At 42.9% G+C, this 22,079-nt stretch carries 24 protein-coding genes; 18 read left to right on the top strand and 6 right to left on the bottom strand.

What is annotated here, in order from left to right; genetic code table 11:
• Window positions 1-2: 2 nt before the first annotated feature.
• Genes NWQ57_RS03470 through NWQ57_RS03450 form a run of 5 tightly spaced genes read right to left on the bottom strand, consistent with a single transcriptional unit; the run spans window position 3 to window position 3,258 of the window.
• On the bottom strand, window positions 3-419 hold the full coding sequence (locus tag NWQ57_RS03470) for a DUF350 domain-containing protein (RefSeq protein ID WP_306020660.1): 417 nt from the start codon (window positions 417-419) through the stop codon (window positions 3-5).
• 37 nt (window positions 420-456) lie between these two features.
• Entirely contained in the window at window positions 457-1,101 is a 645-nt protein-coding gene (locus NWQ57_RS03465; protein WP_306020659.1) for a YjfK family protein, read from the bottom strand.
• Window positions 1,094-2,155 (bottom strand): potassium channel family protein, encoded by a 1,062-nt coding sequence (locus NWQ57_RS03460; protein ID WP_372340880.1) that lies wholly within the window; start codon window positions 2,153-2,155, stop codon window positions 1,094-1,096. Before NWQ57_RS03460 ends, NWQ57_RS03465 begins: the two co-directional genes overlap by 8 nt.
• An 18-nt stretch (window positions 2,156-2,173) precedes the next feature.
• Window positions 2,174-2,854, bottom strand: a complete 681-nt coding sequence (locus tag NWQ57_RS03455) for a PspA/IM30 family protein (protein ID WP_306020658.1) — start codon at window positions 2,852-2,854, stop codon at window positions 2,174-2,176.
• 14 nt (window positions 2,855-2,868) lie between these two features.
• The gene (locus tag NWQ57_RS03450; RefSeq protein ID WP_306020657.1) at window positions 2,869-3,258 is read right to left on the bottom strand and encodes a YjfI family protein; all 390 of its coding nucleotides are present in this window, start codon (window positions 3,256-3,258) and stop codon (window positions 2,869-2,871) included.
• Between the two features lie 196 nt (window positions 3,259-3,454).
• On the opposite strand from NWQ57_RS03450, the gene NWQ57_RS03445 reads away from it, so the two are divergent.
• The 8 genes from NWQ57_RS03445 (at window position 3,455) to NWQ57_RS03410 (ending at window position 13,220) form a co-directional block, all read left to right on the top strand.
• On the top strand, window positions 3,455-3,745 hold the full coding sequence (locus tag NWQ57_RS03445; RefSeq protein ID WP_306020656.1) for a DUF6471 domain-containing protein: 291 nt from the start codon (window positions 3,455-3,457) through the stop codon (window positions 3,743-3,745).
• A 31-nt stretch (window positions 3,746-3,776) separates the two neighbouring features.
• Entirely contained in the window at window positions 3,777-4,271 is a 495-nt protein-coding gene (locus NWQ57_RS03440; protein WP_306020655.1) for a TIGR00645 family protein, read from the top strand.
• A 240-nt stretch (window positions 4,272-4,511) separates the two neighbouring features.
• Window positions 4,512-5,561 carry a tRNA preQ1(34) S-adenosylmethionine ribosyltransferase-isomerase QueA gene (gene queA / locus NWQ57_RS03435; RefSeq protein ID WP_306020653.1) on the top strand — a complete coding sequence of 350 codons (1,050 nt, stop codon included), beginning with the start codon at window positions 4,512-4,514 and terminating at the stop codon, window positions 5,559-5,561.
• Between the two features lie 173 nt (window positions 5,562-5,734).
• Window positions 5,735-6,847, top strand: a complete 1,113-nt coding sequence (gene tgt / locus NWQ57_RS03430) for a tRNA guanosine(34) transglycosylase Tgt (protein WP_306020652.1) — start codon at window positions 5,735-5,737, stop codon at window positions 6,845-6,847.
• A gap of 77 nt (window positions 6,848-6,924) precedes the next feature.
• Window positions 6,925-7,263 carry a preprotein translocase subunit YajC gene (gene yajC / locus NWQ57_RS03425; protein WP_306020651.1) on the top strand — a complete coding sequence of 113 codons (339 nt, stop codon included), beginning with the start codon at window positions 6,925-6,927 and terminating at the stop codon, window positions 7,261-7,263.
• A 71-nt stretch (window positions 7,264-7,334) separates the two neighbouring features.
• Window positions 7,335-9,179: a protein translocase subunit SecD gene (gene secD / locus NWQ57_RS03420; RefSeq protein WP_306020650.1), complete on the top strand. Its 1,845-nt coding sequence runs from the start codon at window positions 7,335-7,337 to the stop codon at window positions 9,177-9,179.
• 10 nt (window positions 9,180-9,189) lie between these two features.
• Entirely contained in the window at window positions 9,190-10,131 is a 942-nt protein-coding gene (gene secF, locus NWQ57_RS03415; RefSeq protein WP_306020649.1) for a protein translocase subunit SecF, read from the top strand.
• Window positions 10,132-10,310: 179 nt separating this feature from the next.
• Window positions 10,311-13,220 (top strand): insulinase family protein, encoded by a 2,910-nt coding sequence (locus tag NWQ57_RS03410; protein ID WP_306020648.1) that lies wholly within the window; start codon window positions 10,311-10,313, stop codon window positions 13,218-13,220.
• A gap of 57 nt (window positions 13,221-13,277) precedes the next feature.
• Here the strand turns inward: NWQ57_RS03410 and suhB are convergent, their stop codons facing one another.
• On the bottom strand, window positions 13,278-14,051 hold the full coding sequence (suhB, locus tag NWQ57_RS03405) for an inositol-1-monophosphatase (RefSeq protein ID WP_306020647.1): 774 nt from the start codon (window positions 14,049-14,051) through the stop codon (window positions 13,278-13,280).
• Between the two features lie 292 nt (window positions 14,052-14,343).
• Here suhB and trmJ point away from each other — a divergent pair, with 292 nt between their 5' ends.
• The 10 genes from trmJ (at window position 14,344) to NWQ57_RS03355 (ending at window position 22,033) form a co-directional block, all read left to right on the top strand.
• Complete coding sequence (gene trmJ, locus NWQ57_RS03400) at window positions 14,344-15,066, top strand: tRNA (cytosine(32)/uridine(32)-2'-O)-methyltransferase TrmJ (protein ID WP_306020646.1); 723 nt, start codon at window positions 14,344-14,346, stop codon at window positions 15,064-15,066.
• A 2-nt stretch (window positions 15,067-15,068) separates the two neighbouring features.
• The gene (gene cysE / locus NWQ57_RS03395; protein ID WP_306020645.1) at window positions 15,069-15,890 is read left to right on the top strand and encodes a serine O-acetyltransferase; all 822 of its coding nucleotides are present in this window, start codon (window positions 15,069-15,071) and stop codon (window positions 15,888-15,890) included.
• 97 nt (window positions 15,891-15,987) lie between these two features.
• Window positions 15,988-16,476 (top strand): Fe-S cluster assembly transcriptional regulator IscR, encoded by a 489-nt coding sequence (gene iscR / locus NWQ57_RS03390; RefSeq protein ID WP_306020644.1) that lies wholly within the window; start codon window positions 15,988-15,990, stop codon window positions 16,474-16,476.
• 12 nt (window positions 16,477-16,488) lie between these two features.
• Window positions 16,489-17,712 (top strand): IscS subfamily cysteine desulfurase, encoded by a 1,224-nt coding sequence (locus NWQ57_RS03385; RefSeq protein WP_306020642.1) that lies wholly within the window; start codon window positions 16,489-16,491, stop codon window positions 17,710-17,712.
• Window positions 17,713-17,808: 96 nt separating this feature from the next.
• Window positions 17,809-18,192, top strand: coding sequence for a Fe-S cluster assembly scaffold IscU (gene iscU, locus NWQ57_RS03380; protein WP_306020641.1), 384 nt, complete (start codon window positions 17,809-17,811; stop codon window positions 18,190-18,192).
• A 28-nt stretch (window positions 18,193-18,220) separates the two neighbouring features.
• Window positions 18,221-18,544: an iron-sulfur cluster assembly protein IscA gene (gene iscA / locus NWQ57_RS03375; RefSeq protein WP_306020640.1), complete on the top strand. Its 324-nt coding sequence runs from the start codon at window positions 18,221-18,223 to the stop codon at window positions 18,542-18,544.
• 85 nt (window positions 18,545-18,629) lie between these two features.
• The gene (gene hscB / locus NWQ57_RS03370) at window positions 18,630-19,157 is read left to right on the top strand and encodes a co-chaperone HscB (RefSeq protein ID WP_306020638.1); all 528 of its coding nucleotides are present in this window, start codon (window positions 18,630-18,632) and stop codon (window positions 19,155-19,157) included.
• 36 nt (window positions 19,158-19,193) lie between these two features.
• On the top strand, window positions 19,194-21,062 hold the full coding sequence (gene hscA / locus NWQ57_RS03365) for a Fe-S protein assembly chaperone HscA (protein ID WP_306020636.1): 1,869 nt from the start codon (window positions 19,194-19,196) through the stop codon (window positions 21,060-21,062).
• 42 nt (window positions 21,063-21,104) lie between these two features.
• On the top strand, window positions 21,105-21,443 hold the full coding sequence (gene fdx, locus NWQ57_RS03360) for an ISC system 2Fe-2S type ferredoxin (RefSeq protein ID WP_306020635.1): 339 nt from the start codon (window positions 21,105-21,107) through the stop codon (window positions 21,441-21,443).
• A gap of 299 nt (window positions 21,444-21,742) precedes the next feature.
• Entirely contained in the window at window positions 21,743-22,033 is a 291-nt protein-coding gene (locus tag NWQ57_RS03355) for a YebG family protein (RefSeq protein ID WP_306020633.1), read from the top strand.
• Window positions 22,034-22,079: the final 46 nt, after the last annotated feature.

Here is a 22,079-nt window from a genome sequence, read left to right as displayed (position 1 = left end):
TCCTAGTAGGTCATGCAGGCAGCGTTTAGCAGCCCTACTGAAATCGACATTGCCGCTAACATGGTTCCTGCAGACACTTCGTTTTGATTGATGCGTTCAGCAATTTTGGGCATAAAGGTAAAGCGAAGCAAAGCAAAGGCAACAGATTGAGCCAATATGGCCACGATCCCCCAGATGATAAAATCAATCAATGATAAGGAATTGGTCGCGGCACCTGCTAAGGCAATACTGAAACCTATCATCGCACCACCGAAACCAACGGCAGCGGCGACATTTTTGTCTTCTTTAACCAGTTTCCACTCATCGTGTGGTGTGACAAAAGCATAGATAATTTTGAAGACAAACAACAAGGCAATGGAAATCGCAAAATATAAAGCAAAATTTCCCAAGCCTGCAATTGAATGTAATATCGTGTCCATGTGTATTCCTCTTAGCTGTCTATATTTTGTTGGGGCATTATCCGTTGATTGTTATATCACCTTGGGTCAGGTTGAAGCCTGTGCTTAGCACTAAACAGCGATCAAAATTGCCGTTTATCAACTTTTCTTCACCACAAACCAGCAAGGTTTCAACTTGGTCGTCATCCAAGGCGCGTTCATAAAGCATCACAAATTGGTCGGTTTCGCTGACATCGCCATCTTCTTCGTAGGTACGCTCAGTCATTGCTACGGGGGGGGACTTATCGCCAATGGCTTCCCACACCCTCGAAAACTGATATCCCTCAACATTATAATGAGCTTGTGAAATGCCTTCATTAATAAGCGTTTCCCACTGTTTATCACTACCAACGGTTTTCGTCTCATAAAAGTACCACAGCTTTACATCGGTAATGTGACTTTCAGTGTCACCGCCGTCTAAAATAACTTGTAAAAACGCATCATCGTCAGTGTAAAAACGCAAAATTTTACCGCCAGTGTCGAGATTCACTTCGCCTACCGCTTGAATAATATGAGTTGAAGCGGCCTTGTTTATGACTAATTGTGGCTCTAATACTCGCAGCTTCAAGGGTTCTATTTGAAATGAACCGCCCAAATACAGACCCATAATCTCTGGGGTTTTTGCTTTTTCCGGGGCTTTTTTACCAAACAAACGGCTAAACATAGGTTTCTCCTACAAAGGCCTGCCAATCAAACTTTTGGATTCTTTCATCAGCAATGTAAAAAATCTTATCGTCGCCAAATACATCTTCGGATAAATCTGGGTTTACCTGAATTGACAGCTTGTCGTTGGCTCGCGCTAGACCAATCAGGGTTGCTCGATAGTCTCTTTTTAAACCCATAAATAATTGCGCGATTTTAATTGGCGGAATATCAGAGGGTAGGGTAACAGAATATTGGGCATTGCCTTCATCCACATCCAGCAAATCGTGATGCAACAAACTAGAACCGGGATCAAACGCGGCCTTTGCTAGCATTTCTACTGCCACGCTCGGGGTGCACTCAATATTCGGGCAGTGTCTTTGTAATAAAGGAACTAAGCTTTCGTCATTAAAATAAGCCACCATTTGTGCATTTGGGTTGCGCTGACTGCAATAAAGGGCGGTGGTCATGGTGAGATCATCTTCAGGGTTATCCATCAAAATGACTTTTGCGCTTGCCACACATGCTCTGTCCATATCGATGTCATTACTAAAGGTGGAGACTTTGACAAACTCAATTTCGTCCGGCAAAGGGTTGGTAATATCGGCCCTGACACATAACACAATAGCGGGATTACCCTCTACTGAGGCCCGTTCGCGCAGCAGTAATTTTAATAATCGTAAGGTGCGGTGCCCGTTCCAGCCTAAAACGAGTATGTGATCTTCAATATCTAAATCTTTCAAACCTCTTGCTCCTTTTTGCCACTGATTTGAAACCCAATTGGCAACGCGGCCTAAGACTAAAGCAAAAATACTGAGACCTAAAGGAATGACGTAAAAAGCGACGAGATACTTACCCGCTTCGGTAGAAGGAGAAAAATCACCATAACCGACAGTGGAGCCTGTTACTACAAGCCAATAAATAAAATCAGTACTTTGAATGAGAGCTTTCTCATCCGCTAACCATAATAATATCCAAGTACTTGCGGCATAAAAAGCAAGCGCCAGTACAATGGTGTACCAGCGCATCTCCGAAAATACTCTCGTTATAAGTTTACGAAGTTTTCTGCTAATCATTTAGCGCGAAGACTCCTATTATTGACCTAATATTCGACTTAACTCATCATCAGCAGACACTTTACTGCCTTTAATCCCTGCAGCAGCCAAGCGTTTTTCTAAATCATCACTGCTTTCATCTGCAGCAAGTTCTTCAGCGGCCTGCAATTCAGCATTACGCAAAGTTTGTTTTTCTTGAATACGTTGCAACGATTCAGTCGCTGTTTTCATTTTACTGTTGGCACCTAAGTGACGCGATGACACCGCCACTTGGGCTTTTTGTACCGATTCAGTGGCTTTGACCATATCAACTTGTTGCTCAAGGCGTTTTAAATTTGCTTTCGCTTGACTGATATTGTTTGCCAATTGCTTTTCTGACTGGCGGAATTGCGCTAAGTATTGGTTTTCCGCCTCTTGTTCAGCTTTTAACTCAGCTACTTTTTGAGCGCAATCAAGAGCCAGTTGGCGATCAGTATCCACCGCTTTGCGAGCATGAGCTTCGTACTGTTCAATCGAACCCTGCAAGCTGTCTACTTTTTGCTGCGCTAATTTACATTTAGCCAAAATTTGGGTTCTGGCATGGTCAGACTTACGCAACTCGTCTTTCGCTTCACGGATTTCTTGTTCAAGAATACGAATGGCTTGACCATCTACCACGCTCTGGGCTGCTTCTGTTGCGCCACCTTTAATGGCTGTAACTAATTTTCTCCAAACTGACATAATCGTTTCCTCAGTTATTTTAGATGTATCTGGTAAGCATCAATAAATGCTTCCACATTCTGGAACAGGGTATTCAATTCAATGACAATGCTTTCGGCTTTTGACTGAGAGCTGAGTGAACCAAATGCTGTGTAGTATTCATCACCCCCTACTTGCGATATTCCTACTGTTGTCAGCGGGAACAGCATGTGGGTTTTTAAAATTTCTTCATTTAACGCTGCACTATCCTTGACTTCACTTTTAGCGAACAATAAGGTTTCAACGATGATTTGCTCACCACTGATGGCTAACCACGCGTCTATTCCGTCACTGTTAGCGATCATCAAGCAGTTTTGTTCTTTAGTCACAACCAAATCTTGGTTGTCACTCAATAGGGCCTCAAGTTGGTTAAGATCCCATGCCATGGTTACTCTCCTGTAAGTCGTATGACCAAGTTGTGATGCACATCATCGACATCACAGGCCATAGTTTAGCCAGCAAAAAAACAAATAGTCAAATTATTTTTTCAACATTTGATTATTATTTGTTTTAAATGTAAATTATACGTCACATTAAGCGGTTTCAATAAATTGCGAAACGTAACCTGAAAGACTCATATATATGAATACAATAACTGAAAACAAACCTCGTCCTGCTGATTGGCGCCAGCTTGTACAGCGTATTTTGAAAGCCGAAATGTCAAAACGCGGCACCAAATACCAGGACCTCAGTGATAGATTGCTCAGCATAGGGGTCAATCAAAGCGCAGACAACTTAAGAAATAAAGTAAATAAGGGCATCATGGGAGCGGATTTGTTGTTACAAATCATGTATGTGCTTAATATGCGGCGTATTGAACGAGATGACATTGTTGATATTTTTAATGATTTAGGACGACAACTAGATGAGTGAACATTCAACGGGTTTAGCAGGGGAGTGGTAAATGGAAAGATATATTGAAAACATACTGTATAACGCGCGCTGGTTATTAGCACCTGTTTATATCGGTTTGAGTTTAGCGTTGTTAGCGTTGGTCATAAAGTTTTTTCAAGAGATTGTTCATTTGGTGCCGATCTTGTTCAGCATTAAGGAGACAGATCTTATTTTGGTTATTTTATCTTTAGTTGATATGGCTCTGGTTGGTGGACTACTCATTATGGTGATGTTTTCTAGTTACGAAAACTTTGTCAGCCGCATCGATATTGATGAAGGTAAAGAAAAGCTGGGTTGGCTGGGTAAAGTTGATTCGGGCACACTGAAAAATAAAGTGGCCGCTTCTATCGTTGCTATTTCTTCGATTCATTTGTTAAAAGTATTTATGAACGCTGACAATATCAGTAATGACAAGTTATTCTGGTATGTGATGGTGCATTTGACCTTTGTTATTTCGGCTTTTTTAATGGGCTACCTTGATAAAATTACGCGGATATCGCATTAGTGTTAGGCAAAATCGTCGAAAAATACTGCGATGTGGTTAAAAAATGAAGCAAAAAAAAGCCCGACACTCAAAGGAGGTCGGGCAAAAACAGTCATGTCTTAGGAGAAACGTCAATAAATAAACTGTGAGAGAAGTGTAAACTTTTAAACTTCAACATCAACCGTGATTGGGTATCCAGAACGGGTTCCATGTATAGATAAACATACGTAATAAAGTACAATTAATTTTTAAGAGACTGCTATGAAACTTGCCGACTTTCGCTTTGATTTACCTGAACACCTTATTGCCAGATACCCAGCCTCTGAGCGCAGTGCAAGCCGATTAATGCACCTACAAGGTAATAGTGGCGAAGTTCAGCACCGCCACTTTAAGAACATTGTCGATTTAATTGAAGCTGGTGATTTATTGGTGTTTAACAATACTCGTGTGATCCCAGCCCGCCTGTTAGGGCAAAAACTATCAGGCGGAAAAGTGGAGGTACTGGTTGAGCGGATCCTCGATGAACATCGCGTACTAGCCCACATTCGAGCGAGTAAATCACCCAAGGTAGGTAGTCAGTTGCGACTAGAGTCCAGTGTGAATGTTGAAATGTTAGCTCGCCATGATGCACTCTTCGAACTGCGTTTTTTGACTGATGAGCCAGTGCTTGCTGTGTTAGAGAAATTTGGTCATATGCCACTTCCCCCCTACATTGACAGACCGGATGAAGATTCTGATAAAGAGCGCTATCAAACCGTGTATAACCAAGTGCCAGGCGCCGTCGCCGCGCCAACTGCTGGTTTACATTTTGATGAAGGCATCTTGCAGCAGTTAAAAGACAAAGGGGTACAAATAGAATTTGTGACCTTACACGTCGGAGCTGGCACATTTCAGCCAGTGCGAGTTGATAATATACTAGAGCACAAAATGCATTCGGAGTACGCCGAAGTCAGTCAGTCAGTGGTTGATGCTATTGTGGCAACTAAAGCGGCTGGCAAGCGCGTGGTGGCAGTGGGCACTACCTCAGTTCGTTCACTCGAATCAGCGGCGCAGGCAGCAATTTCTGCAAACACGGCACTAAAGCCCTTTTTTGCTGATACCAGTATTTTTATTTACCCAGGTTATGAATTTCAGATTGTTGATGCACTCTTAACCAATTTCCATTTGTCTGAGTCAACTTTACTTATGTTGGTGAGCGCATTCGCGGGCAAACACCATATCTTCGATGCTTATCAGCAAGCAATTGAGCAGGAATATCGCTTTTTCAGTTATGGCGACGCCATGTTTATCGAAAAGCGGACAGAAGCCTGAGCTAAAAGTTTTTCCCTAGGCGTCAATTCATATATAATCCCGCGACTTTTTTTGGTGCCGCTAGTTTCATGTCAATGAAGCGTTTAACAATTTGCCACAAATTTGAGTGATGACGGGCGCACTAACATTTACATACAGCACTGGACTGTTTTCCGGTTAGCAGGATACGAAGAATGAAATTTGAATTAGACAATACTGATGGCAAAGCCCGTCGCGGTCGCTTGATATTTGATCGTGGCGTGGTTGAGACACCAGCATTTATGCCAGTGGGTACTTACGGCACAGTAAAAGGTATGACCCCTGAAGAGTTAGATGAAACCGGTGCGCATATCTGTTTAGGGAATACCTTTCATTTAATGCTTCGGCCTGGTACTGAAATCATCAAACAACATGGTGATTTGCACGATTTTATGCACTGGAACAAACCTATTCTGACTGACTCAGGTGGTTTTCAGGTGTTCAGTTTAGGGGATCTTCGTAAAATTACCGAAGAAGGGGTGACCTTTCGTTCGCCCATCAACGGTGAAAAAATCTTACTTACCCCTGAAAAATCTATGCAGGTTCAGCGTGACTTAGGCTCTGATATTGTCATGATTTTCGATGAGTGTACGCCTTATCCCGCTACAGAAAGCGAAGCGCGTATTTCGATGGAATTGTCTTTACGTTGGGCGAAGCGCAGCAAGGCCGAACATGGAGACAGTCCTTCAGCACTCTTTGGCATAGTGCAGGGCGGCATGTATGAAGGCCTCAGAGATATATCGTTGCGCGGTTTAGAAGACATCGGTTTTGATGGATATGCCATTGGTGGTTTATCAGTCGGTGAGCCCAAAGAAGACATGATCCGCGTCTTGGATCATTTAGCCGATAAAATCCCAGCTCACAAACCTCGTTATTTAATGGGGGTTGGTAAGCCAGAAGACATTGTTGAAGCCGTGCGACGTGGCATCGATATGTTTGATTGTGTCATGCCAACCCGTAATGCACGAAATGGTCATTTGTTTGTGACTGACGGCGTGGTAAAAATTCGTAACGCGGTGCATAAAACCGATACAGGTCCGCTTGATGAAAAATGTGATTGCTACACTTGTAAAAATTATTCTCGGTCATATCTCCACCACTTAGATAAGTGCAATGAGATACTTGGAGCACGCTTAAATACCATTCACAACTTACGCTATTACCAGCGTGTAATGCAAGGTTTACGAGAGGCGATTGCGAGCAATACCTTAGATGAATTTGTGACTGATTTTTATGAGCAAAAACAAATGGCAGTACCTGCTTTATAGAGGATTCTGCGCCGGATGACACCACGAGTGGTGTTGTGAAAAATACATTGTAAACATTACTAAAATAAGGAAAAAAAATGAGTTTATTTATATCTGACGCTTACGCTCAAGGTGCTCCCGCTGGTGGTGCTGGTGGTGGTTTTGAAATGTTGATCATGCTAGGTGTGTTTGGTTTGATTTTCTATTTTATGTTGTATCGCCCGCAAGCCAAACGCGTTAAAGAGCATAAAAATTTGGTGTCATCGTTGAGCAAAGGCGATGAAGTGTTAACCCAAGGTGGCATGGTGGGCAAAATCACCAAGGTATCTGAAGACAAAGACTTTATTGAAATTGGCTTAAACGATTCAACTAACATCGTTATTCAAAAGTCAGCGGTATCAGCAGTATTGCCAAAAGGTACAATGAAGGCCATTTAATGGCCTTTTGTTTAAGCTCAAAAATTTCATTTTTGAGCTTAGCCAATTTTGCATAAAGAAAGGAATAACCTGTGTTAAACCAAACTCCATTGTGGAAGTACATCTTGGTGATCTTTGTGGTCAGCATCTGTGCTTTATATGCTTCACCCAATCTTTACGGTGAAGACCACGCGGTACAAATTTCAGCTGGGCGAAATGCAGTAGTTAATGCTCAATTGGTAGACAAAGTCTCTGCAGAACTAAAAAATGCCAATATCGACAGTAAAAGTATCGTTTTTGAAAATGAACAAATTTTAATCCGTGTTAACGACGCTGATACCCAATTAATTGCCCGTGAGTTGCTTGAAAAAGCCTTAGGTGATGAGTATTTTGTGGCCATGAATTTAGCCCCGGATACACCAAAGTGGTTAAGTTCACTTGGCGGAGAGCCTTTAAAATTAGGCTTAGATCTACGTGGTGGCGTGCACTTCCTAATGGAAGTTGATATGAAACGCGCCTTAGATAAAACCCTTGAAGATTCAGATAATGATTTTCGTACCGCATTACGCGAAGAGAAAATTCGTTATCGCACGGTGAAGCAGGTAGAAAACGGTTTAGAGATCTATTTTCGCGATCAAGATACTTTGGAGCAGGCTGAAACATTTTTAAAAGCACGGAATCGTGATTTTATTTTCACTGAAAAAGCCGATCTGGTTTTGTTTGCTACCATGTCTGAGCAAAAACTCCTTGAAACGCGTGATTATGCGGTGAAACAAAATATCACTATTATCCGTAACCGGGTAAACCAGTTAGGTGTTGCTGAGCCAACGGTGCAAAAGCAAGGTCCCGATCGTATCGTAGTGCAACTGCCTGGTATTCAAGATACGGCTAAAGCAAAAGAGATCCTGAATGCCACCGCCACCCTTGAGTATCGCGAAGTTGATATTGAACATGATATCAGTGATGCCGTTGCTGGACGTGTGCCACCTGGTTCAGAGTTATTACCTGATGAAAACGGTGTACCACAGTTATTGAAGAAAAACATTATTGTTGAAGGTAATCATATTATTGATGCCACCAGTGGTGTTGATCAAAATGGTATGCCCAAGGTATCAATCAAATTAGACTCTAAAGGTGGGGCTAAAATGTTAGCCTTTACTAAGCGCGCTGTGGGTAAACCAATGGCCGTTGTGTTCATTGAATATAAATCTACTGGTGAGCGTGATGAAGCGGGTAAATTAATTTTTGAAGCAAAACGAACCGTTATCAGTGTAGCCAGAATCAATGGTGTGTTTGGCAATCAATTTGAAACCACAGGCTTAGATTCTCCCAAAGAAGCCCAAAACCTCGCTTTGTTACTGCGTGCAGGGGCCCTTATTGCGCCAATTCAAATTATTGAAGAACGCACTGTAGGTCCAAGTTTAGGTAAAGAAAACATCAAGTTAGGTAAAGAAGCTATCGTTGCGGGTTTTGTATTAGTTCTGGCTTTCATGCTTATCTACTATAAAAAGTTTGGTTTTGTTGCCAACATCGCCCTTGCCTTAAACTTGGTGATGATGATCGGTATTATGTCGATGATCCCTGGTGCCACATTAACGTTACCGGGGATGGCGGGTATCGTCTTAACGGTGGGGATGGCAGTGGATGCTAACGTACTTATCTTTGAACGAATACGAGAAGAAATTGCTGAGGGACGCAGTCCGCAGCAAGCCATCCATTTTGGGTATGACAGTGCGTTTTCAACCATACTTGATGCCAATATTACTACCTTCCTAGCGGGTTTAATTTTATTCGCAGTAGGAACGGGGCCCATCAAGGGCTTCTCAATTACCCTGATGATCGGTATCGCTACATCAATGTTTACTGCCATTGTGGTAACAAGAACTATCGTTAATGCATGGTGGGGCGGTAAACGTCTGACCAAGTTGTCGATTTAGGAGTCAAACCATGCAAATTTTTAGTGGAAAATACACCGTCAACTTCATGAAGTTGTCTTTGCCGGCAGCGGTTTTGTCAACGGTAATGATTATTGGCTCGTTCACTACCTTGGCTATTAATCAGCTTAATTGGGGTTTGGATTTTACGGGTGGTACACAAATCGAAATCGGCTATCAAGACACGGCAGACTTAGATGCCATACGTGAGCAGTTGGCCGCTTCTGAATTTAATGATGCAGTAGTGCAAAACTTTGGTTCAAGTAAAGATGTGCTTATTCGTTTGGCATCTCGCGAAGGAATTAAACCTTCTGAGTTAGGTGACAAAGCCATCGCCATTTTGAAACAAGCAGATGATACTGCCGAAATGCGTGGTAGCTCTTATGTCAGCGCGAGTGTCGGTGAAGAACTCACCGAGCAGGGCGGCCTAGCGATGTTGATTTGTTTATTGTGCATTTTAGTTTATGTCACCCTGCGCTTTGAATGGCGTTTTGCTTTGGGCTCTGTCATTGCATTGGCCCACGACGTTATCATTACCTTAGGTTTATTCTCTATCTTGGGTTTGGAGTTTGATTTAACGGTATTAGCCGCGGTACTCGCGGTGATAGGTTACTCACTCAACGATACTATTGTGGTATTCGACCGTATTCGTGAAAACTTCAGAAAAATCCGTAACATGGAGCCAACCGAAATTATCAATACCTCCTTAACGCAAACGTTGAACCGTACCACTATTACCTCAGGTACTACCTTGCTTGTGTTATTTGCCTTGTTCTTTTTGGGCGGCGCAACCATTCACGGTTTTGCTACTGCATTGTTGTTTGGTATTTTCATTGGTACTTATTCGTCTATTTATATCGCCAGTTTAGTGGCCTTAAAATTAGGTGTGAGCCGTGAAGATTTAATGCCAACAGTGATTGAAAAAGAAGGCGCTGATCAAGACGCTATCATGTAGCTCTGTCTATTGATGATAAAAAACCAGTTTCTGTTGAAACTGGTTTTTTTTTGCTCATTTAGGTAATGCAGACAAAGACTTACACATTTATTAACAAGAATGTTTACACCCTTGAGTGACAAGTCAGTTATATTTCTCCATCGATTTTGATTGTAGTGTTATTTCAAGGTATGCCCACGATGTTAAAAAGGAACACCGCGTTTTCATTGATTCTTATTGTTTTAAGCGCTGTCGTCATGACTGCATGCAGCAATGTGAAACAAACTGCAGTAAGCTCAGTTTCATCTCTACCCGACCCGCAAACCGCCATTGTTAAAAGTCCTAATGATACACGGCAATACCAATCTTTCACTTTGCCCAATCAATTAGAAGTGGTACTGGTATCCGATCCAAGTATTGAAAAATCTGCTGCGGCATTGAGTGTAAAAGTGGGCTCGTTTCAAGAGCCTAAAGAGTTTGGTGGACTTGCCCACTACTTAGAACACATGTTATTTCTTGGTACCAAAACCTATCCTGAAGTGGGTGATTACAGTGAATTTGTGAGCCGCAATGGTGGTACTCAGAACGCCTACACTCAACTTGATCACACTAACTACATGGTTGCGGTAAACAATGATGCCTTTGACGAGGCCCTCAAACGCTTCAGTGGGTTTTTCTATGAAGCTACATTAGATGAAAATTACGCGGATAAAGAGCGTAACGCGGTGCATTCTGAATGGTCCATGAAAAGCCCCAATGATTGGGTCATTTTAGGGCAATTAGACGGACTGACGCTTAATCCTGCTCACCCTATTCATCAGTTCAACTGGGGCAACCTAAAGTCATTAGCTGATAAAGGCGAGCATAAACTTCAAGATGCCTTGGTTAACCTATACGACACCTACTATTCGGCTAACTTAATGAAGGCGGTATTGATAAGTCCGCTACCCCTTGAAGAGATGCAGAAATTGGCCTCGCGTTACTTTGGCTTGATACCTAATAAAAACACGCCAGAGCCTCAAGTAACCGTGCCCGTGGCTCAGGCAGAGAATTTACACAAGTTTGTGCACTATGTGCCGCAAACCGACATGAAACAATTACGAGTTAGCTTTGTAATGGACAACAATGCCGCGCAGTTTGCAGTCAAACCCAATGGCTATGTTAACTATTTATTGAATAACGAAATGCCTGGCACTTTGGCGTCTACGCTGCGAGATTTAGGCCTAAGTGAAGCCTTGTACACGAGTTATGATGCAAATGAATATGGCAATGCAGGTAGTTTTAATCTGTATATTGATTTGACCGAAACGGGCCTGCAACAGCGCGATACCGTGATGGCGGCCGTGCTGCAATATCTTGACTTGCTCAGAACCAAAGGTGTCGACGCGAAGTATTTTGCCGAAATTAAGCAGTCTTTAAACAACAGCTTTCGCTTTAAAGAAAAAACCAATGATTACAACTATGCCATGCAAATAGCCGCTGATATGCAGAAATTACCCACAGAATATGTGTTAAGCAGCGATTACGAATATCAACGTTTTGACCCAGTTGCTATTCAACAAGTACTGAATCAGTTAACGCTAGAAAATGCCCGAGTGTTTTATATTGATAAGTCTCAGCCCACTGATACCACGATGGAAAATTTTGCAGGGCAATATTCGGTCGATGACATTTCTACAGAAAAAGTAGCGCAGTGGCAGGCAATGGGGCAGGACATAACACTCCAACTACCCAGAATAAATCGTTTGATGCCAGAGGATTTCTCAATTGTCGCAAGCACTAATACCGATAAACCCTTGCAAGTAGCAAGCGATGACAGCTATAGCGCGTTTTTAGGTCATTCGTCTTACTTTGAGCAACCCAAAGGGCTTGTTACCCTGGACTTAAATAGTGGCGTTACTAAAGCGAGTGCACGTAATCAAGTGATGGCTGAATTACTGAATCGCGGCCTAAGTCAAGCCCTTGTTGAGCTACAAAACGAAGCCATTGGCGGTGGCATGGGGCTCAGTGTAAGTTTGTTCAATGGACTGTCTATCACCACCAATGGCTTTAGTGATAAGCAAGGACTTTTGCTGAGTCAGGCAATTAAACAAGTGCTTGATTATCAAATGAATACAAATGAATTAGCTAATTTTAAAGCCGCATTTAAATCCGAATTAGACAGTAAAAAGAAAGGAATTTTATTAAATCAACTGTTCCCTAAATTTAGCCAAATTTTTGCCTTAGATGAATACAGTGATGAAACCATGTTAGCGGCGGTTGATGACATTACGTTACTTGACATTGCTGAGTTAAAAGCCCAGTTACTTCAACAAGCAAATTTGCGGGTATTTGCTTTTGGTAATTATAGTGCACAACAAATTAACGCGATGTCACAATTAGTGCTAAATGAACTGCCCTCTGACCGTAACGTCGCGCCCCTTTATGAATCCCCCAAATTTAAACCGCAAGCGGGACAGGTTTTCAATTGGCAAGAAGAAACCCAATTAAGCGACGTGGGTTTAGTCAGAGCCTATTTATCGGAACGCAATGCGGATGATAGTGCCACAGCGCAAATTCTCTCACAGTTACTTCAACCTGCACTATTTAAGCAAATACGAACGGAAGAGCAACTCGCCTATGCCGTTGGCTTTTTCAGTCAAACAAATAAAGATCAAATGTTTACTGCATTTTATATTCAGTCTCCCGCCAAAGGTTTAGCTGAAGTCGATGCGCGGATCAGTGAATTTCGTCAAGGGTTTAAAACTCAGTTAGCTGAGGTTAGCGAGCAAGACTTTGCAACCACTAAAACCAGTGTGCTAGTGTCGTTAACCCAGCCACCGAAAAATCTTAGCGAAGAAATGAGTCGTTATATTGGCGACTGGCGAGAGCAAAACTACGCTTACAACAGTCGAGCGCAACTTATCAGTGCCCTTGAAAAAGTGACGCTTAAGGATGTGATTAATTTCTATAATCGCTTGGAAGAAGGCGATGGTTTTGGTCAGCTATTGGTGCAAATGCGTGGTACTCAATTTACTGACAAAGACTTTGTCAGCATAAAAGGCGCCGAAACCATCATCAACATCGATGAGTTTCATGCTAAACAGCTAAAGAAACAGCAAACCGACTAGCAAACAACAGACATAAAAAAGGCGAGCATCTGCTCGCCTTACTCTTAAACTCTTGGGCTATTTTAAGTATTTTACTAGGGCTTGCACAACTTTGGGCGCACCAGCAACGATTTCACCTTTTTTCATTGGATCGTTACCGCCGCTAAAATCAGTGACTAAGCCACCGGCTTCACGAACCAATAGTTCACCAGCTGCAATGTCCCAAGGTTTTAAACCACGCTCCCAGTAACCGTCGTAACGACCACTGGCAACATAAGCTAAATCTAAAGCGGCTGAGCCACAACGGCGGACGTCGCCTGATTCCATAAAGATCTTACTAAAGCTCTCAAGAGACTGTGGTAAAGACGATTTATCTTTAAAAGGAAATGCAGTTGCTAATACGGTTTGACTTAATTCACGAGATTTACTGGCACGGATACGAAAACCATTAAGCTGAGCGCCAGCGCCTTTACTTGCGGTAAATAATTCACTGCGGATAGGGTCAAATACAACGGCTTGGTCTAAACGACCTTTGTGCATTAAAGCAATAGAAATGGCAAAGTGAGGAATGCCTTTGATAAAATTGGTGGTGCCATCTAAGGGATCGATAATCCATTTATAATCCTCGTCTCCAGCGACAATGCCGCCTTCTTCACCCACAAAGCTGTGTTCTGGGTAGGATTGTTTAATCTTGCTAATAATTGCTTGTTCAGCTTCTTTGTCAATTCGTGTGACGTAGTCGTTGTCACCTTTGGCTTGAATCATTAAATCAGACTGATTCTCGAAACCACGAGAAATAATCGTACCGGCAACGCGCGCAGCACGCACTGCAATATTGAGCATAGGATGCATAGATAAACCACCAATTGTAAAAGAACGTTAGCTTAAGTCTACCCGCTAGGGTTGGACAAAAAATCGCCGCGCAGTTTACCAGTTATTTAAATTTACGCAATCACAAATTGGTGAAGCACTCGATTTAGCCAGTTAAGTGAAGCGTAAATGAATTTGCTAGTAAATAGTATTTCATTCTTTTTTCGAAAATGTGTGGTGTGTTTTAAAAAGCACGCAGTGACTTTGCCGCTAAACTGTTCAGCTCTTAGATTTATTGGTATTATCCGCGCCCATTTTTCAATAGCGTAATGTCATGTTAGAAAATATCCGCATCGTATTAGTTAACACCTCTCATACTGGCAATATCGGCTCAACGGCACGCGCCATGAAAACGATGGGTTTGAGTCAACTTGTTTTAGTCGATCCTGTATCTCCCCCAGATGGTCAGGCGAGTGCACTTGCAGCAGGGGCGGGTGATGTGCTCGCTGGCGCGAGGCAAGTATCAACTCTCGCTGAGGCGATTGAAGGGTGTGGCTTAGTGGTTGGTACCAGTGCCCGTTCACGCACCTTATCGTGGCCTATGTTAGAGCCCCGAGAGTGTGGCGAAAAATTGGTGGCAGAAGTCAGTCAATACCCCGTTGCACTAGTGTTTGGGCGAGAAAATAACGGTTTGAGCAACGAAGAATTACAGCAGTGTCATTTTCATGTGTGTATTCCTGCCAATCCTGACTACAGCTCTTTGAATTTGGCCGCTGCAGTCCAAACCTTGTGTTATGAGGTGCGTATGGCCTTTTTGAACTGCACTCGTGAGCCAGAGTCAGTAGAGGCCTATCCTCTTGTGGATGATTTGGACGCTTTTTATAGTCATTTGGAACAAACCCTACTTAAAACGAATTTTATAAAGCCGCAACATCCGGGTATGGTAATGCCTAAGCTTCGTCGTCTATTTAATCGGGCTCGGCCTGACGAACAAGAATTCAATATTCTACGTGGAATATTGGCCTCCATTGAAAAAAGTATAAAAGCGAAAGACTAACCATGTTTGAACGGATTAAAGAAGATATTCAAAGCGTGTTTCATCGTGATCCAGCGGCCCGTTCAACAATGGAAGTATTGTTTAACTACCCGGGGTTACATGCCATTTGGTTGCATCGTATCAGTCACCGTTTATGGAAAGCCCATTGGTTATGGTTAGCTCGCTCTGTGTCAACCTTTTCTCGTTGGTTGACAGGGGTTGAAATCCATCCAGGTGCTACTTTGGGTCGTCGCTTTTTTATCGATCACGGTATGGGCGTCGTGATTGGTGAAACCGCTGAAATTGGTGACGACGTCACGATTTATCACGGTGTAACCCTCGGCGGAACAAGTTGGTCAGCGGGTAAACGTCATCCTACACTGATGGACAATGTTGTCGTCGGCGCAGGCGCAAAAGTACTTGGTCCTATTACGATGGGCAAAGGCGCCAAAGTAGGTTCAAATTCAGTGGTTGTCAGAGATGTACCTGACGGCGCTACGGTAATAGGTATTCCTGGTCGTGTGGTCACACAAAAGTCAAAAGGCGAACGAGATGCCGATAAAGCGAAGAACGGACATCGAGAAAAGATTGCTAAAAAGTATGGTTTTGATGCTTACGCGGTCGCCTCTGATAATCCGGATCCAATCGCAAATGCTATTGGCCTGATGGTTGATCACGTTCACCTGATTGACGTAAAAGTGGAAGAAATGTGCGCTGCGATTAACAAAATGGGTGGCGGGGTGTGCGGAAAATCATTGCCTAGCCTTGAATTACAAGAATTTACCAATCAGCAAGCGGAACTGAATAGCCAACAAGCGAAAGAGTCTTTTGATCCACAAATCTAATTGCACAATAAATACCCTACTAAAACACTAGGGTATATACTTGACTAAATTAGTAGGTTATGTGAGAATTTAGCCACTTTTTGAGCGAGTACTGTTTATGAAATTAACATCTAAAGGTCGTTACGCGGTTACAGCAATGCTGGATGTATCACTACATTCACAGCGCGGCCCAGTGTCTTTAGCTGACATATCAGAACGCCAAGAAATTTCTCTCTCTTATCTTGAACAATTGTTTTCAAGATTACGTAAAGAACAATTAGTCGAGAGTGTTCGCGGTCCCGGTGGTGGTTATAAGTTAGGGCGAGAAGCGTCACTTATTTCTATCGGCGAAGTCATTCGTGCGGTTGATGAGTCGGTAGATGCAACTCGTTGCCAAGGTATGTCGGATTGTCAGAGCGGTGTACGTTGTTTAACCCATAATTTATGGGAAGGCTTAAGCGAACGTATCAGCATGTTTCTTAATAATATCACTCTCGGTGAACTCATGGCGCAACAAGATGTAAAAATCATTGCGGAGCGTCAGGACAAAAATAAACATTTTAATCAATTAGCTGCTAACGAAATTTCCATAAACTTGCAGTTATAAGCGGAGTAAAAAATGAGCGATATTAAGCTTCCCATTTATTTGGATTATTCATCAACAACTCCAGTTGACCCTAGAGTTGCCGCCAAAATGGCCGAATGTTTAACCAGTGATGGCGTTTTTGGTAATCCAGCGAGCCGGTCTCATCGCTTTGGTTGGGTTGCAGAAGAGGCAGTCGATATTGCCCGTAATCAAATTGCTGATTTAGTTAATGCGGATCCGCGCGAGATTGTATTTACCTCTGGCGCAACAGAATCAAATAACCTTGCTATAAAAGGCGCAGCAAACTTTTATGCCAAACAAGGTAAGCATATCATCACCGTTAAAACGGAACATAAGGCGGTACTAGATACCTGTCGTCAGCTTGAGCGTGAAGGGTACGAAGTGACCTATTTAACGCCTGAGCCAAATGGTTTACTTGACTTAGATAAGCTAGTTGCGGCGATTCGCCCTGACACTATTTTAATTAGTGTAATGCACGTTAATAACGAAATAGGTGTGATTCAAGATATCGCTGCGATTGGTGAAATTTGCCGTCCACGTAAAATTTTATTCCATGTTGATGCTGCGCAAAGCACCGGGAAAGTGCAAATTGATTTAGCGAATTTAAAAGTTGATTTGATGTCGTTCTCAGCTCACAAAACCTATGGCCCTAAAGGTATCGGCGCGTTATATGTTAGCCGTAAACCACGAGTACGCTTAGAAGCACAAATGCACGGCGGTGGACACGAGCGTGGTATGCGCTCAGGCACCATGGCGACTCACCAAATTGTGGGTATGGGGGAAGCATTCCATATCGCTAAATTGGAAATGGGCGCTGAAAACGAACGGCTAATGATGTTGCGCAATCGTTTATGGGACGGAATCAAAGATATCGAAGCTGTCTACATTAACGGTGATTTAGAGCATCGTATCGCAGGTAACTTAAATGTGAGTTTTGCTTACGTGGAAGGTGAATCGCTGATTATGGCTCTTAAAGATATGGCGGTATCCTCTGGCTCAGCATGTACCTCAGCCAGCCTTGAGCCTTCTTATGTGCTTCGCGCGTTAGGCTTGAATGATGAATTAGCACATAGCTCAATTCGCTTCACTATGGGCCGTTTTACTACTGAAGCTGAAATCGACTATGTGATTGGTGTTATCCGTAACGCCATAGACAAATTGCGTGAAATGTCACCTTTGTGGGACATGTATAAAGAAGGTATCGACTTAAACACAGTTGAGTGGGCTCACCATTAAGTGGTAGGCATAAACATTCAACCTCTAGCGGTTTAAGAGTAAAGAACGTTAAATTAGTTAATAGCGAGCAAACGAGCTCGATTGAAGGCAAATATCATGGCTTATAGTGAAAAAGTAATCGACCACTACGAAAATCCACGCAACGTTGGTGGGTTTGACAAGAATGATCCTAGCATTGCCACTGGCATGGTAGGCGCACCGGCGTGTGGTGATGTAATGAAACTGCAATTAAAGATTGATGCCAACGGCATCATCGAAGACGCAAAGTTCAAAACCTACGGTTGTGGTTCAGCTATCGCATCAAGCTCTTTGGTTACCGAATGGGTTAAAGGCAAGTCTATAGACGAAGCAGTTTTGATTAAAAATACTGATATTGCGCACGAGTTGGCTTTACCTCCGGTTAAAATTCACTGTTCTATATTGGCCGAAGATGCCATTAAAGCGGCAGTGGCTGATTATAAAAGCAAACATAATCAATAAACCTGTTATTGAGTTAGAGGACCATACCTTGGGTATTAAAGTATCTGAAGCAGCGGCAAACAGAGCATTAAGCTTCTTGAAAAATAGAGGCTCAGGCATCGGTTTGCGGCTGGGTGTAAAAACAACTGGATGTTCTGGTTTGGCTTATGTACTTGAATTTGTAGATGAGCTAAATCCAGATGATTCAGTCTTCGAAGATAATGGCTTAAAAGTCATTATCGATGGCAAGAGTTTGGTCTATCTAGACGGTACTCAATTAGATTTTGCTAAAGAAGGCTTGAACGAGGGATTTCAGTTTAATAATCCGAATGCCAATGGCGAATGTGGTTGTGGCGAAAGCTTTAACGTTTAAATAAGGCGATATCCTAAGGGGTATTGCCTTACTCTTCTTTGCTAAACATCCACTTAGCAGTCAAAAGCAAGGTAAACCGAGCGCTATGAATTATTTTGAGCTGTTTAACCTCGAAGTCAATTTCAATGTCGACCTAAGCGCGTTAGCAAGCACGTATCAAAAGTTGCAACAGCTTACTCATCCCGACAAATTTGCCACCGCCAGTGATCGTGACCGTTTGTTATCGGTACAAAAAAATGCCCAAGTGAACGACGGCTATCAAACCTTAAAATCACCTTTGTCTCGTGCAGAGTATATGCTTAATCTCAGAGGAATCGATTTGCAACATGAGCAAACGACCTTACAAGATAATGTATTTTTAATGCAGCAAATGGAATGGCGTGAGCAGCTTGAAGACATTGAGCATGATGCTCAACCAGAGCAAAAACTGGCTGAGCTTGATGATGAAATAAAAGGCATAATAGCTGATGAGTTAAAGACGCTTAAAGAGCAGCTTTTGGTCGGCAGTGAACAAGCGAATCAGGGGGCGGCGATTATCATCCGTAAATTAAAGTTTATGTACAAATTGCGTCAAGAAATTGAACGTAAAGACGAACAACTGAACGACTTTTAATTTTTAGTTTAAACGAATAATAGACGAAACGAGATTATGGCATTTTTGCAAATATCTGAACCAGGCCTGAGCGCCGTTCCTCATCAACGTAAATTAGCTGTGGGTATCGATCTGGGTACCACGAATTCTTTAGTTGCCAGCGTACGTAGCTCAGAAGCAAGTACCTTAAGTGACGAAGATGGGCAACATCTGCTGCCTTCTGTCGTGCATTATCAAAGCGATAATGTGGTAGTGGGTAAAGTCGCAGCGCAAAATGCAAATCTGGATCCGGCCAACACGGTGGTTTCAGTTAAACGTTTCTTAGGACGCGACCTCAACGATATTCAACAAGCCTATCCCAACCTGCCTTACACCTTTAACCAGCAAGAAAGCGGGTCGGTGCTGATGCAAGTTAGCAGCGGTGAAGTTAATCCGATCCAAGTATCGGCCGAGATTTTAAAAACCTTGCGATTAAGAGCTGAAAAAACACTCGGTGATGAACTGACAGGTGCAGTTATTACGGTACCCGCGTATTTTGATGATGCCCAGCGCCAAGGCACCAAAGATGCCGCCACTTTAGCAGGTTTAAACGTGCTGCGTTTATTAAACGAACCAACTGCGGCGGCCATTGCCTATGGATTAGATTCAGGGCAAGAGGGCCTGATCGCCGTCTATGACTTAGGCGGCGGAACCTTCGACATTTCTATTTTACGTTTGCATAAAGGCGTATTTGAAGTATTGGCCACAGGCGGTGACTCAGCCTTAGGTGGGGATGATTTTGATATGTTGTTAGTCGAACATATCCGCCAAAAAACCGAATTAACTGGCAAGTTATCTAAAACCTTACATCGCACCTTACTAGACCAAGCCAAAATTGCCAAAGAAACACTCAGTCATGAATCTGCGGTGACCATAGTTTTCACTGATGATGAGCTACTAGAGCACAAAGTGGTGATCAGCATTAACACTTTTGAGTCGCTTATTGCCCCTTTGGTTAAAAATACCCTGCGTGCTAGTCGCCGTGCATTGCGCGACGCCGAACTTGAAAAAGAGCAAATCCTCGCTGTTGTGATGGTGGGCGGCTCAACTCGAGTACCTTTTGTACGTCAACAAGTAGCAGAATTTTTCGGCCAAAGTCCTTTGACCTCTATTGACCCTGATAAAGTAGTGGCCATCGGAGCGGCCATTCAAGCGGACATTTTGGTGGGCAATAAACCCGACAGCGACATGTTGTTATTGGATGTTTTACCATTGTCACTGGGTATTGAAACCATGGGTGGCCTAGTTGAGAAGATCATTCACCGTAATACCACTATTCCGGTGGCTAAAGCGCAGGAATTTACCACGTTTAAAGACGGCCAAACGGCAATGATGGTGCATGTTCTGCAAGGTGAAAGAGAGCTAGTAGCGGATTGCCGTTCACTTGCTAAGTTTACCTTAACGGGTATTCCGCCTATGGCGGCGGGAGCGGCTCACATTAGGGTCACCTTTCAAGTGGATGCAGATGGTTTGTTAAATGTTACTGCCATGGAAAAATCTACCGGTGTACAAGCTCAGATCGTAGTAAAACCCTCTTATGGTTTAGACGAAAACAGTATTACGCAAATGTTAAGTGCGTCAATGGAACACGCTAAAGAAGACATGGCAGCGAGGATGTTAAAAGAGCAGCAAGTAGAAGCGTCGCGGGTCGAAGAAACCTTACGAGCTGCTCTGCAAGTAGATGGTCAAACCTTGTTAAGCGCTGAAGAAATCACAGTATTAGAGCATAGCTTGACGAGTTTGCATCAAACGGCACAGGGTGATGATAAAGAGGCGATTAAACACGCTATTGAGCAAGTTGATAAGCTCAGTCAGGCCTTTGCTGAGCGTAGAATGGATCACTCAATACGTAAAGCGTTTGCCGGTCACTCTGTTGACACCCTATAAAGAATTAATAGATAACACAGATCTTAGAACAGGAATAATGTAATGCCTCAAGTGATATTTTTACCTCATCCAGAACTTTGTCCAGATGGTGCAGTAATTGAAGCACAGTCTGGTGTATCAGTGCTTGATGTGGCTTTGTCGAATGGAATTGGGATCGAACATGCGTGCGAAAAAGTCTGCGCGTGTACCACTTGTCACATACTAGTCCGTGAGGGCTTTGATTCTTTAGACGAAGGTGATGAGTTAGAAGAGGATATGCTTGATAAAGCTTGGGGCTTAGAGTCAGACTCGCGCCTTGGTTGCCAAGCCATCATTAAAGACGAAGACTTAGTAGTTGAGATTCCAAGATACACGGTTAATCAGGTCAGTGAAGGCCACTAGTCTTGACCATCTATCAGCAATGAAAAAAGCCAACAGCGATGTTGGTTTTTTTATGAGCAAAATAAATGATAAATACTGTTTTAATATACAGTTGTTGTGTTAACCTATGCTCAAGCTCATTGGCATTGCACGACGGCAAATAAATGAGCCCTGAGCGTAGTTTACAAAGCGCAGCGTCGCTTACCGATTGGGGCGAGTGAGTGCAGCCAACAAATGTGCAGTGTCAAGTGAACGCCGCGCGGCATGAAAGGCATAAATGTCTTGTAAATCAATTTACTGTATAACCAGAGGAAGCTGAAATGGCCATTATCATTCGCTATGTTGTAGAACATAAAGGGGTTGAGAAATTTGTGACAGCAGATAAAAAAGAAGCAGACAAATACGACAAAATGTTGGATTTGGCGGATAACCTGAGTGAGTACATCGAGGCTAAAGGTCTTGCCATCGAAGGTTCGGTGCTTGAAGAGTTAGGCATTATGTTAGCTAAAAACTCAGGTGCCTTGGCTAAGTTACTGAAAGGCACAACAGCCGAGCAAGTATTAGCTGAAGACAGTGCCGAAGTGATTACTTTGGATAAAAAGAAAGCCTGATATCAGGCTTACTTTTTAAAAGCTAAAAAGTTAGCGCTACGCGACG

The organism is Paraglaciecola sp. (genome assembly GCF_030730205.1).
Lineage (GTDB): Bacteria > Pseudomonadota > Gammaproteobacteria > Enterobacterales > Alteromonadaceae > Paraglaciecola.
The sequence above is the reverse complement of the archived record's forward strand: the minus strand, read 5'-3'. Positions and strand labels throughout refer to the sequence as shown.

Bases quoted from the DNA above. Each gene is read 5' to 3' on its own strand.
- NWQ57_RS03470 (WP_306020660.1), bottom strand. From the start codon at position 419: ATGGACACGATATTACATTCAATTGCAGGCTTGGGAAATTTTGCTTTA.
- NWQ57_RS03465 (WP_306020659.1), bottom strand. From the start codon at position 1,101: ATGTTTAGCCGTTTGTTTGGTAAAAAAGCCCCGGAAAAAGCAAAAACC.
- NWQ57_RS03460 (WP_372340880.1), bottom strand. From the start codon at position 2,155: ATGATTAGCAGAAAACTTCGTAAACTTATAACGAGAGTATTTTCGGAG.
- NWQ57_RS03455 (WP_306020658.1), bottom strand. From the start codon at position 2,854: ATGTCAGTTTGGAGAAAATTAGTTACAGCCATTAAAGGTGGCGCAACA.
- NWQ57_RS03450 (WP_306020657.1), bottom strand. From the start codon at position 3,258: ATGGCATGGGATCTTAACCAACTTGAGGCCCTATTGAGTGACAACCAA.
- NWQ57_RS03445 (WP_306020656.1), top strand. From the start codon at position 3,455: ATGAATACAATAACTGAAAACAAACCTCGTCCTGCTGATTGGCGCCAG.
- NWQ57_RS03440 (WP_306020655.1), top strand. From the start codon at position 3,777: ATGGAAAGATATATTGAAAACATACTGTATAACGCGCGCTGGTTATTA.
- queA (WP_306020653.1), top strand. From the start codon at position 4,512: ATGAAACTTGCCGACTTTCGCTTTGATTTACCTGAACACCTTATTGCC.
- tgt (WP_306020652.1), top strand. From the start codon at position 5,735: ATGAAATTTGAATTAGACAATACTGATGGCAAAGCCCGTCGCGGTCGC.
- yajC (WP_306020651.1), top strand. From the start codon at position 6,925: ATGAGTTTATTTATATCTGACGCTTACGCTCAAGGTGCTCCCGCTGGT.
- secF (WP_306020649.1), top strand. From the start codon at position 9,190: ATGCAAATTTTTAGTGGAAAATACACCGTCAACTTCATGAAGTTGTCT.
- NWQ57_RS03410 (WP_306020648.1), top strand. From the start codon at position 10,311: ATGTTAAAAAGGAACACCGCGTTTTCATTGATTCTTATTGTTTTAAGC.
- suhB (WP_306020647.1), bottom strand. From the start codon at position 14,051: ATGCATCCTATGCTCAATATTGCAGTGCGTGCTGCGCGCGTTGCCGGT.
- trmJ (WP_306020646.1), top strand. From the start codon at position 14,344: ATGTTAGAAAATATCCGCATCGTATTAGTTAACACCTCTCATACTGGC.
- cysE (WP_306020645.1), top strand. From the start codon at position 15,069: ATGTTTGAACGGATTAAAGAAGATATTCAAAGCGTGTTTCATCGTGAT.
- iscR (WP_306020644.1), top strand. From the start codon at position 15,988: ATGAAATTAACATCTAAAGGTCGTTACGCGGTTACAGCAATGCTGGAT.
- NWQ57_RS03385 (WP_306020642.1), top strand. From the start codon at position 16,489: ATGAGCGATATTAAGCTTCCCATTTATTTGGATTATTCATCAACAACT.
- iscU (WP_306020641.1), top strand. From the start codon at position 17,809: ATGGCTTATAGTGAAAAAGTAATCGACCACTACGAAAATCCACGCAAC.
- hscB (WP_306020638.1), top strand. From the start codon at position 18,630: ATGAATTATTTTGAGCTGTTTAACCTCGAAGTCAATTTCAATGTCGAC.
- hscA (WP_306020636.1), top strand. From the start codon at position 19,194: ATGGCATTTTTGCAAATATCTGAACCAGGCCTGAGCGCCGTTCCTCAT.
- fdx (WP_306020635.1), top strand. From the start codon at position 21,105: ATGCCTCAAGTGATATTTTTACCTCATCCAGAACTTTGTCCAGATGGT.
- NWQ57_RS03355 (WP_306020633.1), top strand. From the start codon at position 21,743: ATGGCCATTATCATTCGCTATGTTGTAGAACATAAAGGGGTTGAGAAA.